The sequence below is a fragment of the Methanothermobacter sp. THM-1 genome, assembly GCF_009914355.1.
GTDB lineage: Archaea > Methanobacteriota > Methanobacteria > Methanobacteriales > Methanothermobacteraceae > Methanothermobacter > Methanothermobacter wolfei.
Map to the genome: position 1 here is coordinate 83,383 of NZ_CP044013.1, position 13,293 is coordinate 96,675.

The 13,293-nt window shown below is 47.3% G+C and carries 16 protein-coding genes and 1 pseudogene; 16 read left to right on the forward strand and 1 reads right to left on the reverse strand.

Features of this window, described 5'->3' with window-relative positions; all coding sequences use genetic code 11:
- Positions 1-4: 4 nt before the first annotated feature.
- Entirely contained in the window at positions 5-694 is a 690-nt protein-coding gene (mobB, locus tag FZP57_RS00390) for a molybdopterin-guanine dinucleotide biosynthesis protein B (protein WP_191216310.1), read from the reverse strand.
- 342 nt (positions 695-1,036) lie between these two features.
- Between mobB and FZP57_RS00395 the strand changes: the two genes are divergently transcribed.
- The 16 genes and pseudogenes from FZP57_RS00395 to FZP57_RS09570 all read left to right on the forward strand — a co-directional run bounded on the left by FZP57_RS00395 (position 1,037) and on the right by FZP57_RS09570 (position 13,279).
- On the forward strand, positions 1,037-1,513 hold the full coding sequence (locus FZP57_RS00395; RefSeq protein ID WP_074358281.1) for a helix-turn-helix transcriptional regulator: 477 nt from the start codon (positions 1,037-1,039) through the stop codon (positions 1,511-1,513).
- Positions 1,491-2,540, forward strand: coding sequence for a tungsten-dependent formylmethanofuran dehydrogenase subunit FwdF (gene fwdF, locus FZP57_RS00400; RefSeq protein ID WP_074358282.1), 1,050 nt, complete (start codon positions 1,491-1,493; stop codon positions 2,538-2,540). The genes FZP57_RS00395 and fwdF overlap by 23 nt, the downstream gene beginning before the upstream one ends.
- A gap of 14 nt (positions 2,541-2,554) precedes the next feature.
- Positions 2,555-2,803 carry a 4Fe-4S binding protein gene (locus FZP57_RS00405; protein ID WP_010877164.1) on the forward strand — a complete coding sequence of 83 codons (249 nt, stop codon included), beginning with the start codon at positions 2,555-2,557 and terminating at the stop codon, positions 2,801-2,803.
- On the forward strand, positions 2,800-3,192 hold the full coding sequence (gene fwdD / locus FZP57_RS00410; protein ID WP_074358283.1) for a tungsten-dependent formylmethanofuran dehydrogenase subunit FwdD: 393 nt from the start codon (positions 2,800-2,802) through the stop codon (positions 3,190-3,192). The genes FZP57_RS00405 and fwdD overlap by 4 nt, the downstream gene beginning before the upstream one ends.
- Positions 3,193-3,217: 25 nt before the next feature.
- Positions 3,218-4,927 carry a tungsten-dependent formylmethanofuran dehydrogenase subunit FwdA gene (gene fwdA / locus FZP57_RS00415; RefSeq protein WP_191216311.1) on the forward strand — a complete coding sequence of 570 codons (1,710 nt, stop codon included), beginning with the start codon at positions 3,218-3,220 and terminating at the stop codon, positions 4,925-4,927.
- Positions 4,924-5,736, forward strand: a complete 813-nt coding sequence (fwdC, locus tag FZP57_RS00420) for a tungsten-dependent formylmethanofuran dehydrogenase subunit FwdC (protein ID WP_191216312.1) — start codon at positions 4,924-4,926, stop codon at positions 5,734-5,736. Before fwdA ends, fwdC begins: the two co-directional genes overlap by 4 nt.
- Before the next feature lie 18 nt (positions 5,737-5,754).
- The gene (locus FZP57_RS00425; protein ID WP_255477836.1) at positions 5,755-7,056 is read left to right on the forward strand and encodes a formylmethanofuran dehydrogenase subunit B; all 1,302 of its coding nucleotides are present in this window, start codon (positions 5,755-5,757) and stop codon (positions 7,054-7,056) included.
- Between the two features lie 164 nt (positions 7,057-7,220).
- Positions 7,221-8,047, forward strand: a pseudogene (gene nifH, locus FZP57_RS00430) (nitrogenase iron protein).
- 11 nt (positions 8,048-8,058) lie between these two features.
- Positions 8,059-8,376 (forward strand): P-II family nitrogen regulator, encoded by a 318-nt coding sequence (locus FZP57_RS00435; protein ID WP_074359677.1) that lies wholly within the window; start codon positions 8,059-8,061, stop codon positions 8,374-8,376.
- 8 nt (positions 8,377-8,384) lie between these two features.
- Positions 8,385-8,750 carry a P-II family nitrogen regulator gene (locus FZP57_RS00440; RefSeq protein ID WP_074358288.1) on the forward strand — a complete coding sequence of 122 codons (366 nt, stop codon included), beginning with the start codon at positions 8,385-8,387 and terminating at the stop codon, positions 8,748-8,750.
- A gap of 38 nt (positions 8,751-8,788) precedes the next feature.
- Positions 8,789-10,198 carry a nitrogenase subunit alpha gene (locus tag FZP57_RS00445; RefSeq protein ID WP_191216314.1) on the forward strand — a complete coding sequence of 470 codons (1,410 nt, stop codon included), beginning with the start codon at positions 8,789-8,791 and terminating at the stop codon, positions 10,196-10,198.
- Positions 10,198-11,484, forward strand: a complete 1,287-nt coding sequence (locus tag FZP57_RS00450) for a nitrogenase component 1 (RefSeq protein ID WP_238337922.1) — start codon at positions 10,198-10,200, stop codon at positions 11,482-11,484. Before FZP57_RS00445 ends, FZP57_RS00450 begins: the two co-directional genes overlap by 1 nt.
- Positions 11,478-11,576, forward strand: a complete 99-nt coding sequence (locus FZP57_RS09230) for a hypothetical protein (RefSeq protein ID WP_238338030.1) — start codon at positions 11,478-11,480, stop codon at positions 11,574-11,576. The genes FZP57_RS00450 and FZP57_RS09230 overlap by 7 nt, the downstream gene beginning before the upstream one ends.
- Positions 11,577-11,599: 23 nt before the next feature.
- Positions 11,600-11,842: a hypothetical protein gene (locus FZP57_RS09235; protein ID WP_238337923.1), complete on the forward strand. Its 243-nt coding sequence runs from the start codon at positions 11,600-11,602 to the stop codon at positions 11,840-11,842.
- Positions 11,812-12,960 carry a nitrogenase iron-molybdenum cofactor biosynthesis protein NifE gene (nifE, locus tag FZP57_RS00455; protein WP_238337924.1) on the forward strand — a complete coding sequence of 383 codons (1,149 nt, stop codon included), beginning with the start codon at positions 11,812-11,814 and terminating at the stop codon, positions 12,958-12,960. The genes FZP57_RS09235 and nifE overlap by 31 nt, the downstream gene beginning before the upstream one ends.
- 4 nt (positions 12,961-12,964) lie before the next feature.
- On the forward strand, positions 12,965-13,279 hold the full coding sequence (locus tag FZP57_RS09570) for a nitrogenase component 1 (protein ID WP_255477818.1): 315 nt from the start codon (positions 12,965-12,967) through the stop codon (positions 13,277-13,279).
- Positions 13,280-13,293: the final 14 nt, after the last annotated feature.

A 13,293-nucleotide genomic window follows, 5' to 3' on the forward strand; every position in this document is an offset into this window, starting at 1 on the left:
CAGATCATCTGTTCCTCTGGCACTTTATGATGAGATCAACCTTCTCAATTTTAAGGTTTTCTGTATCAAGTGCATCCACCATACCCAGAACGGCCTTTGATACAAAGTTCTGTACGAATGGATTCAGTGGCACGGGTTTCCCGTTTATTTTAAGGAGTGCTCTGTCTGGCTGACTCCTGCAGTCAACTTCATCCGCATCTCCCCTAACCTTGGCAGCTGCAAATTCACGGCAGGATTCAAAACCGCATTTTCCACAGTCAAGTCCCTGCAGGAGACCGTAACTTCTCTTTTTGATGATAGCGATGAGTTCATCAACATCCTCAAGTTTGAAGGGATCAACCACCTTCACTGTGAACTCATTGGGTGTTGATGTGGAAATGTTTGCATACTCCATTGACTCGAAGCCCTCAACTACGATGAAATCCACGCTGTCAAGGATGTCAATGGCGGCTATTATCTCATCAAAGTCCATTTCTCTGTCAACAAGGATGAATGTTTCCCTGCCGCTCCCTGCAACGATCTCAGCCCCTGCTTTTCGATGCCTGTCGGTGTCTCTACCTGGAAAATCAAAACTTTTATGGCTGTGCTTGAGTGTTGCAACATGGTAGCCTTCACCGGACAGTCCTTCAACTATTTTTTCCACGAGTGTTGTCTTACCCGTGTTTTTTGTGCCTGTAACTCCCACGATTTTCATGAGGAACCTCCCGTGTTAGAATTATTTATTTAACATAGATAAACCTTCATCCATAAAAGATCAGCTGAAGGTACGGGTGATACTGAAAATTGATGTGGTGCCGTAGACTGCAGCTCCCATGGTAAGGGGTTGAGCAGGACGTTTAATGGTATGATGACTCTCCCGGTGGTGATGTATAGTGGGCGGTCACATCGTGGTTGAGCAGGACGTTTAATGGTATGATGACCCAGAAACCGATGTGTGACTTCCACACACCAATATATATATCTTTCTATTTGATTTTTCTAGAAAATTATTATATAGATAGGGATCAAAGGTGTGATTAACACACATGGTGACCCTATGCCGAAACATCTAGTTTCTGGACTCAAATACATAGCAGCGGTAAACCTGACAAAACAGGGCTATTCCCAGAAAGAGATAGCTGAAGCTCTAGACATGAACAGATCAACTGTTTCTCACTACCTCAATGGAAGAAACCTTTCATGGAAGTCAATAGAGGTTGCAAAGATAATAACCGAGATGTGTCCAAGGGACTTTCTTCTTCTAACACACTCACTTACACAGAACACGGAGATTACAAGGACAATCATCAGAACCTGTCAGAAAAAGAAATTCAGGGCTACTATCAGGAACTCGTGTATTGGGTGCGGTCTATGTGTGGACACATGCCTCATGAAGGCCATAACTTTAAGAGACCTCAAGGCACATATAGAATCTGAAATGTGCTGTGGCTGCCTTATATGTGTTGAGATGTGTCCAACTAACTCTATAGAAATAAAGGAGGTAGAATTTGATGGAAACAACCGAAGTAATTGAAGGTAAGAACATTACCGTTGAGCGGAGCGGTGAAGAGAACAGAAGGTTGATCTTCCAGGACTGTCTCTGCGCTGTATGCGGATTATGCGGTGAAATATGTCCTGTCAGTGCAATCGAAGTCAATCCAACAGGTGCAATGGTAAGGACAGAACAGGAAAAATCCAAGATAGCTATAGATGAGGATAAATGCGTTCTCTGTGGTATGTGCAGTTCAATCTGCCCCTTCCAGGCCCTTGATCTTCAGATTGATGGAACATCAATAAAAGAACTTGCAGAGTATCCAAAGATCATAAAGTCAGCTGAAATAGACGATGAAACATGTATACAGTGCAAGGCCTGTGAAACAGCATGTCCACAGGACGCCATAACCATCACAAGGGAACTCCCTGAAAGGAAGGATCTCGTAACAGGGGAAATCGAGATAGACAAGGACACCTGCATATACTGTGGAATGTGTGAGGAGATGTGCCCTGTTGATGCAATTGAAATAGACCACCAGACACCAAGCTCTGCAAGCCCGGTGGTTGCAACCGATATACGCGTTGATGAGGACAAATGTGTACACTGCGGCATATGTAAGAGAATCTGTCCGGTTGACGCCATAATGCAGGTCTGCAGGATCTGCCCATACGGTGAATACGAGATCAAGACCCCTGAGATCACAGGAACATCCTACATCGACCCAGAACTCTGTGTCAACTGTGGATGGTGCCAGGAGATCTGTCCGGTTGACGCCGCAACAGTAACAAAGCCCTTTGAAGGTGAACTCATAATCGACCAGGACACATGCCAGGCATGTGAAACCTGCGTGATGGTCTGCCCCTGCAACGTACTGTCATTCCCAAAACCAGAAAAACCCGGTGAGAAAACAACCAAGCTCCACAAGGATGAAAGATTCTGCATATACTGCGGTGCATGTGAAAGATCCTGCCCTGTAACTGCAATAACCGTCAAGAGGAACAGGATAAACACAACACCAATCAGATCAAAGGCATGGAAAAACGCTTTTGACTCACTACTCAAATAAATGGAGGTAATCAGATGGCAATTGGACTTAAAGCATATCCTGAACTCTGCCATGGATGTGGAAACTGTGTGATTGCATGTCCAGTAAACGCCCTCAGAAGCCCGGAGGTTGCCGGTGGAAAGGGACCAACAGATGACGTGGAAATCATCATGATAGTTGAGGACGGAGTCGTTAACATAAAAAACCCTGATCTATGCGGAAAATGCGGTACATGTGTTGAAAGCTGCCCCGTAGATGCAATCAGACTGGAGGAATTAGAATGAGGGTTATACTCAACACAGGAAGGACAATCTGGCAGGGCCAGGCCATAGAATCAGGCAAGGACCTGAAGATGTATGTTGATGCAGCTGCAATAATTCAGATGAACCCTGAAATGATGAAGCAGCTGGGAATCGTTGAAGGAGACAACGTAAAGGTCATCTCAGAGTACGGTGACGTGGTTGTAAAGGCAGTGGAGGCAAAAGAACCCCTCCCTGAAGGAATGGTCTACATACCCATGGGTCCATGGGCCAACAGGGTTATAAGGCCATACACAGACTCAACAGCAACTCCAAGCTTCAAAAACATCCCCGTGGAGATCATACCAACTGATGAAGAAGTTCTTGACATGCCAACCCTCATGAAGGTCTATGGGAAGGTAGGTCAGATCTAAAATTCGCCAGGAGGATTCGATTCAAATGGAATACATAATCAAAAACGGATTTGTTTACTGTCCCCTCAACGGTGTAGATGGAGAAAAAATGGACATCTGCGTCAAGGACGGTAAAATAGTTGAAAGCGTCAGTGACAGTGCCAAGGTCATTGATGCATCCGGGAAAATTGTAATGCCCGGTGGTGTTGATCCACACTCCCACATAGCAGGTGCAAAGGTCAACGTGGGAAGAATGTACAGGCCAGAAGACAGTAAAAGGGACGCTGAAAAATTCAAAGGAGGAAGGGCCGGAAGCGGTTTCTCAGTACCATCAACCTTCATGACAGGTTACAGGTACGCCCAGATGGGTTACACCACTGCAATGGAAGCGGCCATGCCACCACTCCTTGCAAGGCACACCCATGAGGAGTTCCATGACACACCCATAATAGACCATGCAGCATACCCCCTCTTCGGTAACAACTGGTTCGTCATGGAGTACCTCAAGGAGGGGGACGTTGATGCATGCGCAGCATACGCCTCATGGCTCCTCAGGGCCACAAAGGGTTATACCATAAAGATAGTTAACCCTGCAGGTACAGAGGCCTGGGGATGGGGTGGAAACGTCCACGGAATCTATGACCCGGCACCCTACTTTGACATAACCCCAGCCGAGATCATAAAGGGACTTGCAGAGGTCAACGAGAAACTCCAGCTACCCCACTCAATACACCTCCACTGTAACGACCTGGGACACCCTGGAAACTACGAGACAACCCTGGCATCCTTCGACGTGCCAAAGAACATAAAACCAAACCCGGCAACCGGGAGCAGGGACACTGTACTCTACGCAACCCACGTACAGTTCCACAGCTATGGAGGAACAACATGGAGGGACTTCGTATCAGAGGCACCGAAGATTGCAGACTACGTTAACAAAAACGACCACATAGTCATCGACGTGGGACAGATAACCCTGGATGAGACAACAACCATGACAGCCGACGGTCCAATGGAGTACGACCTCCACTCACTCAACGGCCTCAAATGGGCCAACTGTGACGTGGAACTTGAGACAGGTTCAGGAGTCGTTCCGTTCATCTACTCTGCAAGGGCACCGGTCCCTGCGGTCCAGTGGGCAATCGGAATGGAGCTATTCCTGCTCATAGACAACCCTGAAAAGGTCTGCCTCACAACGGACAGTCCAAATGCAGGTCCATTCACAAGGTACCCGCGTGTCATAGCATGGCTCATGAGCAACAAGTACAGGATGAACCTCATCGAGGGAGAACTCCACAAATGGGCCCAGAGGAAGAGTACGGTTGCAACAATCGACAGGGAATACACCTTCTCAGAGATAGCACAGATCACAAGGGCAACATCAGCAAAGGTCCTCGGTCTGAGCGACACCAAGGGACACCTCGGCGTCGGTGCAGATGCAGACATAGCAGTCTACGACATCAACCCTGAAACAGTCGACCCATCAGCAGAGTACATGGCCATCGAAGAAGCATTCTCCAGGGCAGCATGCGTCCTCAAGGATGGGGAAATTGTTGTTAAAGACGGAGAAGTCGTGGCCTCACCGCACGGCCGAACCTACTGGGTTGACACCCAGGTGGATGAGTCCATCTACAGTGAGGTCCTCGCCAACGTGGAGAGTAAATTCAAACAGTACTACTCAGTCAACTTTGCAAACTACCCTGTGCAGGACGACTACCTGCCAAAATCCGCTCCAGTTAAAGGGGTGATGTTATGAGTGAAATAATATTAACTCCAAAGGAACAGCCTGAAGTGCCTCTTGAAGCATCAAACATCAAACCGGACGTCTTTGCGGGTAAATCAATAGAGGAAATTAAGAACATACAGATAATGCATGGTAACGAGGTAGTTAAGCTCGGAGACTTCTTTAAGGTTAGCGGTGAACCAGCAGATGCCCCGGAAGACATCAAAATAATCATCGACGGCGATGTTTACAACACAAAAAGGATAGGTCAGGAGATGACCGCCGGTGAAATCATAGTCAGGGGCAACGTGAACATGTACGTCGGCGCAGGCATGAAGGGCGGTAAGATAACCGTAGAAGGCAACGCCGGATCATGGGCAGGACAGGACATGAGGGGCGGTGAAATCGAAATCCTTGGCGACGCAGGAGACTACGTCGGCTCATCCTACCGTGGTGACTGGAGAGGTATGAGCGGAGGCACAATAACTGTCCATGGAAACGCCGGTAACGAGATAGGGGAATACATGAACGGCGGCAAAATCATCATCAAGGGTGATGTGAACATAATGCCTGGCATACACATGAACAACGGCCTCATAATCATAGAGGGCAACGTTGTTGCAAGGGCCGGCGGTGAAATGGCAGGAGGAACAATAGTTGTCAAGGGAATGATGCAGGAGTTCCTGGCTGGCTTCAAATACCTTGGTGTTGAAAAGGACATAGAGGTTGATGGGGAAGAACTCCCCGGAGCGTTCTACAAGTTTGAAGGAGATCACGCGATTAAAGGAGCGAAGGGGATCGTATATGCGGCTGTGGGATGCAACGGCCACATAGCCCCCTAAATTTTTCTGGAGGTAATTATCATGGAATACGTAAAGAATGTGGTCTGTCCCTTCTGCGGAACTCTTTGTGATGATATAATCTGTAAGGTTGAGGGTGACGAGATCGTTGGAACCATCAACGCATGCAGAATAGGTCACAGTAAATTTGTGCACGCAGAGGGTGCGATGAGGTATAAGAAACCACTCATAAGGAAGAACGGTGAATTCGTAGAGGTAAGCTACGATGAAGCCATAGACAAGGCAGCAAAGATCCTTGCAGAATCAAAAAGGCCATTGATGTATGGATGGAGCTGTACTGAATGTGAGGCCCAGGCTGTTGGTGTTGAACTGGCAGAGGAGGCCGGGGCCGTCATCGACAACACTGCTTCAGTCTGTCACGGTCCATCAGTACTGGCACTCCAGGACGTAGGATACCCCATATGTACCTTCGGTGAGGTCAAGAACAGGGCGGATGTTGTGGTCTACTGGGGATGCAACCCGATGCACGCCCACCCAAGGCATATGTCCAGGAACGTCTTTGCAAGGGGATTCTTTAGGGAGAGAGGAAGATCAGACAGGACACTCATAGTGGTGGATCCAAGGAAGACGGACAGTGCAAAACTTGCAGACATCCACCTTCAGCTTGACTTCGACCGCGACTATGAACTCCTGGATGCAATGAGGGCATGCCTCCTTGGACATGAAATACTCTACGATGAGGTTGCAGGTGTTCCAAGGGAACAGATCGAGGAAGCCGTTGAGGTCCTCAAGAATGCACAGTTTGGTATACTCTTCTTCGGTATGGGTATAACCCACAGCCGCGGTAAGCACAGGAACATTGACACAGCCATTATGATGGTCCAGGACCTCAACGACTATGCCAAGTGGACCCTTATACCCATGAGGGGTCACTACAACGTTACCGGTTTCAACCAGGTATGTACATGGGAAAGCGGATACCCCTACTGTGTTGACTTCTCAGGAGGGGAGCCAAGGTACAACCCGGGTGAAACCGGTGCAAACGACCTCCTCCAGAACAGGGAAGCCGATGCAATGATGGTCATAGCATCTGACCCCGGCGCCCACTTCCCCCAGAGGGCGCTTGAGAGGATGGCTGAGATCCCTGTCATTGCCATTGAACCCCACAGGACACCCACAATCGAGATGGCTGACATCATAATCCCGCCTGCCATTGTTGGTATGGAGGCGGAGGGCACAGCCTACCGTATGGAGGGTGTTCCAATAAGGATGAAGAAGGTCGTTGATTCAGACCTCCTCTCAGACAGGGAGATCCTTGAGAGACTCCTTGAGAAGGTGAGGGAATACAAGGCCTCAAAGTAGGCCCTTATTAATTTTTTTTATTTTAACCACTTCTGTACATAACTGTTCATAAATTCCTGTTTTTCCTGATCAGTTTAACCATCATCACCGAAAACTTTAAATAATATTATAATCCAACTATGTCTGTAGGAACTATGCTTCCTTCTTCCGATAGGTGGTTTGTAATGGTAAGGAAAATTGCAATATACGGGAAAGGTGGAATTGGAAAATCTACAACACAGCAGAATACTGCAGCAGCAATGAGTTATTTCCATGACAAAAATGTCATGATCCATGGATGTGACCCGAAGGCAGACAGCACCCGTCTTATACTCGGTGGAAAAATGCAGAAAACCATGATGGACACCCTCAGGGAACTCGGTGAGGGAGAATGCACCCCTGAAAAGGTGGTGGAAACAGGATTTGATGGCATAAAATGTGTTGAATCAGGAGGACCAGAACCCGGTGTTGGATGCGCAGGAAGGGGTGTTATAACCGCAATAACCCTCATGGAACGACACGGAGTCTATGAAGAAGACCTTGACTTTGTATTCTTTGATGTCCTCGGGGATGTTGTATGCGGTGGATTCGCCATGCCTGTAAGGGACGGGAAAGCTGAGGAGATATACATCGTGGCATCAGGCGAGATGATGCCCTCTATGCCGCCAACAACATCTGTAAGGGTATGATTAAATATGCGAATCAGAGCGGTGTTAGACTTGGAGGCATAATATGTAACAGCAGGAACGTGGACGGTGAGAAAGAGCTTCTTGAAGAGTTCTGTGAAAAGATAGGGACTCAGATGATCCACTTCATACCAAGGGACAACATAGTTCAGAAGGCGGAGTTCAACAAGAAGACCGTAATCGAATTTGACCCGGAATGCAACCAGTCACAGGAATACAGGGAACTGGCAAGAAAGATAATTGAAAACGAAAACTTCGTCATACCTAAACCCATGACCATGGATGAAATGGAGGAACTGGTTGTCAAATACGGGGTCCTGGAGTAGGGGGCTTGAAAATGAAAATGATAAGGGCAATAGTAAGACCTGAAAAGGCTGAAGAGGTAGTCGACGCATTATCTGAAGCAGGATTCCCTGCACTTACTAAAATTGATGTGATAGGCCGCGGGAAACAGAAGGGGCTACAGTTCGATGACATCTACTATGATGAAATACCCAAGACAATGCTCCTCATAGTGACAGAAGAAGAGAGCACAGAGAAACTGGTTGACATAATAAATGAGAAGGCCTTCACAGGAAACTTCGGCGACGGTAAAATTTTCATAAGCCCCGTTGAAAGCGCCTATACAGTAAGAACACGTGAGAAAGGGCTTTAGGTGTTCCAATGAAGGAAATAATGGCTATATTAAGGCCAAATAAGATGAAAGCCACAAAAGACGTCCTGGAAGCCCTTGGATTTCCATCCATGACAGCCTGCAGGGTTCTGGGAAGAGGAAAACAGAAGGCCATCGTGGAAGAACTTAAAACATGCATTTCAATTGAAGACAAGGATAACAGTAAGGGGACAATGAGATACGTTCCCAAAAGGCTCATGAGCATTGTGGTGAACGATGAAGACGTATCCCTGGTTGTTGAGGCAATAATGAAAATAAATCACACAGGGAACATCGGTGATGGTAAAATATTTGTCTCTCCAGTGGATGACGCCATGAGAATAAGAACTTCTGAAAGGGGAAAGGATGCCATCTGAAATCCATGCAATAAACATAAAAAGAGAAGTGGTTGAGAATGCCATTTAAACTTTTCGAGGTGGACAGGGAGATCCCTGATAGAGAGAAACACATATACATAAAGTCATCCAGCGACCCTGAAGGGGATATACCGCTCTGCAATACAAAAACAATCCCAGGATGCATGACAGAGAGGGGATGCGCATTTGCAGGAGCAAAGGGGGTGATAACAGGGGCCATTAAGGATGCCCTTCATGTGATACACTCACCGGTAGGCTGCACAGCCTATGGCTACGGTACCAAGAGATATCCAACATCACAGGACATGCCCGATGGCAGCAGGTTCCCCATTGAAAACTTCAACCTCAAGTACATAACAGGTACGGATCTTAAGGAATCCGATGTTGTATTCGGGGGCATGGATAAACTCAAAAGATGCATCATTGAGGCGGTAAAGGAATTCCCTGAAGCAAACGCGGTTTACATATACGCAACATGCACTACGGGTTTGATAGGGGATGATATGGATGCCGTTGCAAGGGAGGTTTCAAATGAGATAGGCAAGGACGTAGTCTCAATAAATGCGCCGGGATTCGCAGGACCAACACAGTCCAAGGGACACCAGGTTGCCAACCACACCCTCTTCGAAACCCTCGTCGGGACAGCGGAGCCCCCCAAAACAACAGGGTACGACGTGAACCTTATAGGTGAATACAACATTGATGGAGACCTATGGGTACTTAAAAAATACTTCGAGGAAATGGGAATAAATGTTCTGAGCACATTTACTGGGGACTGCTGCCATGATGAAATAAAATGGATGCACAGGGCCAGGCTGAGTCTTGTAAGATGTCAGAGATCAGCCACGTACATCGCAAGGCTTCTGGAGGAGAAGTACAATGTTCCCTACATGAAGATTGACTTCTTTGGGATAAGATACTGTAGGGAAAACCTCATGGCCATAGGGGACTACTTCGGCATCCCTGAAAGGGCTGAGAAGGTGATAAATGATCGCCTTGAAAAAATAGAGCCAGAACTTGAATACCTCAAGGAAAAATTAAGGGGTAAAAAGGTCTGGGTGTTCTCTGGAGGCCCTAAAAACTGGCATCTCCCAGAGCCACTGGAAGAAGAACTTGTAATGGAGGTTGTGGCGGTTTCAACAATGTTTGAACATGAAGACGGATATGAAAAGATCAAGAAGAGGGTAAGGGAGGAAACGGTAATAGTGGATGATCCCAACTCCCTGGAGATGGAGGAGATAATTGAGAACTACAAACCAGACATAATCCTTTCGGGTATCAAGGAGAAGTATCTGGCTCATAAACTGGGGTTCCCCTGTATACTGATCCATTCATACGAAAACGGACCATATATAGGCTTTGAGGGCTTCCTGAACCTTGCAAGGGATATCCATGCATCCATCTACAACCCGGTATGGGACATGATTGAGTTTGAGAAGGTGGTCTGATGTCTGAAATCAAAGTAAAAGAGAGGGGCAGGGAGCTCATAGTCAACCCCCTTGTAACCTGCCAACCCTTTGGGGCCATGTTCGCAACCCTTGGAATAAACAGGGCACTGCCCATAGTTCACGGATCCCAGGGCTGCAGCACATTTGTCAGGTACTCCCTTAACAGGCACTTCAGGGAACCAGCAGAGATTGCAGTCACCTCACTGCATGAGGATGCCGCGGTCTTTGGAGGAAGAAGCAACCTGATAAACGGTGTTAAAAACCTTGTGAAAAGGTTTAAACCGGATCTCGTGGGCATCGTAACAACATGTTCAAGTGAAATAATAGGTGACGACGTTGAGGGATTCATGGGTGTCGCCGAATCAGAGCTCAGGGAGGAACTTGGAGAAAACTTCGAGACAAGAATAATATACATATCAACACCCAGCTTCGTGGAAAATCACTTCAGGGGGTATGGCAATGCTATAAGGGCATTTGTAGATGGGCTGGCAGATGAAAAAACGGATCAAAACGGGAAACTGAACATAATCCCCGGCATAGTAAACCCCGGGGACATAAGAGAAATAAAGCACATCATCAAACTGATGGGACTTGATTCAATAATACTGACAGACACATCGGATCCTTTTGACTCCCCCCTGAGACCATCAGCCACAGCAAGGATGCCCTTCTATCCTAAGGGCGGCACAGGGGTTTCCGAGATAGAGGACTCATCAAACAGTCTTGGAACAATTTCAATGACCATGTACGGGGCTGATGCAGCAGATTCCCTCCAGAAACGTTTCGATGTACCTTCAGAACACTGCATGCCACTGGGTGTTAAGAATACAGATGAATTCCTCCGAACCATCATGAGGCTCGCAGATGCAGATGTCAAGGATGAGGTTCTGGATGAAAGGGGCCTCCTGATAGATTCAATGGCAGACCTCAGCTCCAGATACCTTTTCGGGAGAACAGCAGCCGTATATGGAGACCCAGATATGGTGGCAGGGATATCAAGGTTCCTCTGTGAACTTGGCATGGTTCCAAGGTATGTATGTACGGGAACGGATCGCCCTGCCTTCAGGGATGCAATGAAAACCGTTGCATCTGAGTCAATGGAACATGTGAATTTAATGCCAGACTCAGACCTGAGAGCACTTGAAAGGGAGCTCATGGAGGAACCGGTTGATATTCTAATAGGAAACTCCGATGGAAGGCTAATTGCAAGGGACCTTAACATACCCATTGTGAGGGTTGGATACCTGTATACGACAGGGCAGGTTACCACAGAATTCCCATTGTAGGCTACAGGGGTGGTCTGAACCTTCTTAACAGGATAACAAACACGGTACTCAGAGAATACTATGAGCCAGAGCACTGGAAACTCCAGCAATAACTTTATTTTTTTTTGGTGATGAATTGAAGGAAATAAAGGTTGAAGATATCCCTGAAGAAATAATAGAAACTCTGAAAGCCAGGAAGGAACATTTCATCAGGAACTGTGAGGGAAGAACACCAAGATGCAATGAGGCGTCTCTCCCCGGCATGGTCACTCAGAGGTCCTGCGTGTATGGCGGTGCAAGGGTAATCCTGATGCCCATAACAGATGCCATACACTTGTCCATGGACCGGTGGGCTGCGCAGCATGCACATGGGACATAAGGGGAAGTAAGAGTTCAGGATCACAGCTTTATAAAACAGGATTCTCAACGGGCCTTGAAGAAAAAGAGATCGTATTCGGAGGTGAAAAGAAACTCCTTGACTGCATAATAGAACTCAACGAGATCTACTCACCATCAGCAATATTCGTTTATTCCACATGCGTGGCTGGAGTGATAGGAGATGATATAAAGGCTGTTTGCAGAAAAGCCGGAGAAATCACAGGTAACAGGATTATACCTGTCCAGTCAGAGGGATTCAGAAGCTTCAACAAGTCCCTGGGTCATCAGCTGGCATGCCAGGTGCTTGTAGAATACCTTATTGGCACAGTCCCGGGAGAACAGGTGCCGATGTCAGTAAATCTTGTGGGTGAATTCAATGTTGCAGGTGATATGTGGGGGATAAGGTCGCTCCTGGAGGAGCTCAACATAGGGGTTGTGGCCTCTATAACAGGTGATTCAACCGTAGATGAGATATCAAGGGCCCATACAGCCAGCCTTAACCTTGTTCAGTGCAGCAAGTCATCTAAATACGTCGCAAGGGAGATGGAGAGGATCTACGGAATCCCCTATATTGAGGTAAACTTCTTTGGAATAGAAAAGACTGCTGGGTCCCTCAGGAAAATCGCAGAATTCTTCCACCTGGACATGGACCAGTTTAACGAGTGGCTCGCAAGGAAAATCCATCAAACAACCTCCAGAGTGGAGAGATACAGGGAAAGGCTCAAGGGCAAAACAGTAGGGATATATGTTGGTGGTAACAAGGCATGGTCCCTCATAAAGGCCTTTGAGGACTTGGGGATGGAGGTGATCATGACAGGAACCCAGAATGGCATCCCTGAGGACTACCTTAAAATAAGGATGGCCTCGGGGAAGAGGACCATCGTATTCGATGACGCCAACCCGGTTGAACTCTCAAGGCTCCTCAAAAAATATAAACCGGATCTGGTGGTATCCGGTGCAAAGGAGAAATACCTTTCATACAAACTTGGAATACCCTTCTGTGAATTCAACCATGATAGATTAAATCCCTTCTCTGGATTCGGGGGATTCCTGAACTTTGCAGAGGAGGTTGAGAAGGCCCTGAACAGTCCGGTGTGGAATTTAGGTTCAGGAGGCTGATAAATTGGATTTGAAACATGAAAAACATGCTGTTATAAACCCGGGAAACATGTGCCCACCATTCGGTGCCGTGATGGCTTTCCTGGGTATAAAGGGATCCATGCCACTGGTACACGGGTCTCAGGGCTGCAGCACATACATGAGGTTCCAGCTAACAAGGCACTTCAGGGAGCCGGTTAACATTGCTTCAAGTTCCTTAAACGAATCCACAGTTGTCTATGGGGGCGAAGAAAATCTTTTAAAGGCCCTGAATACCGTTGAGGATCAGTACGGTCCTGATGTAATTGGAGTGCTATCCGGTGTCTTACAGAGACAATAGGGGATGACCTGGAA

Coding starts and splice junctions, on each gene's coding strand:
- mobB (WP_191216310.1), bottom strand. CDS start 694: ATGAAAATCGTGGGAGTTACAGGCACAAAAAACACGGGTAAGACAACA.
- FZP57_RS00395 (WP_074358281.1), top strand. CDS start 1,037: ATGCCGAAACATCTAGTTTCTGGACTCAAATACATAGCAGCGGTAAAC.
- fwdF (WP_074358282.1), top strand. CDS start 1,491: ATGGAAACAACCGAAGTAATTGAAGGTAAGAACATTACCGTTGAGCGG.
- FZP57_RS00405 (WP_010877164.1), top strand. CDS start 2,555: ATGGCAATTGGACTTAAAGCATATCCTGAACTCTGCCATGGATGTGGA.
- fwdD (WP_074358283.1), top strand. CDS start 2,800: ATGAGGGTTATACTCAACACAGGAAGGACAATCTGGCAGGGCCAGGCC.
- fwdA (WP_191216311.1), top strand. CDS start 3,218: ATGGAATACATAATCAAAAACGGATTTGTTTACTGTCCCCTCAACGGT.
- fwdC (WP_191216312.1), top strand. CDS start 4,924: ATGAGTGAAATAATATTAACTCCAAAGGAACAGCCTGAAGTGCCTCTT.
- FZP57_RS00435 (WP_074359677.1), top strand. CDS start 8,059: ATGAAAATGATAAGGGCAATAGTAAGACCTGAAAAGGCTGAAGAGGTA.
- FZP57_RS00440 (WP_074358288.1), top strand. CDS start 8,385: ATGAAGGAAATAATGGCTATATTAAGGCCAAATAAGATGAAAGCCACA.
- FZP57_RS00445 (WP_191216314.1), top strand. CDS start 8,789: ATGCCATTTAAACTTTTCGAGGTGGACAGGGAGATCCCTGATAGAGAG.
- FZP57_RS00450 (WP_238337922.1), top strand. CDS start 10,198: ATGTCTGAAATCAAAGTAAAAGAGAGGGGCAGGGAGCTCATAGTCAAC.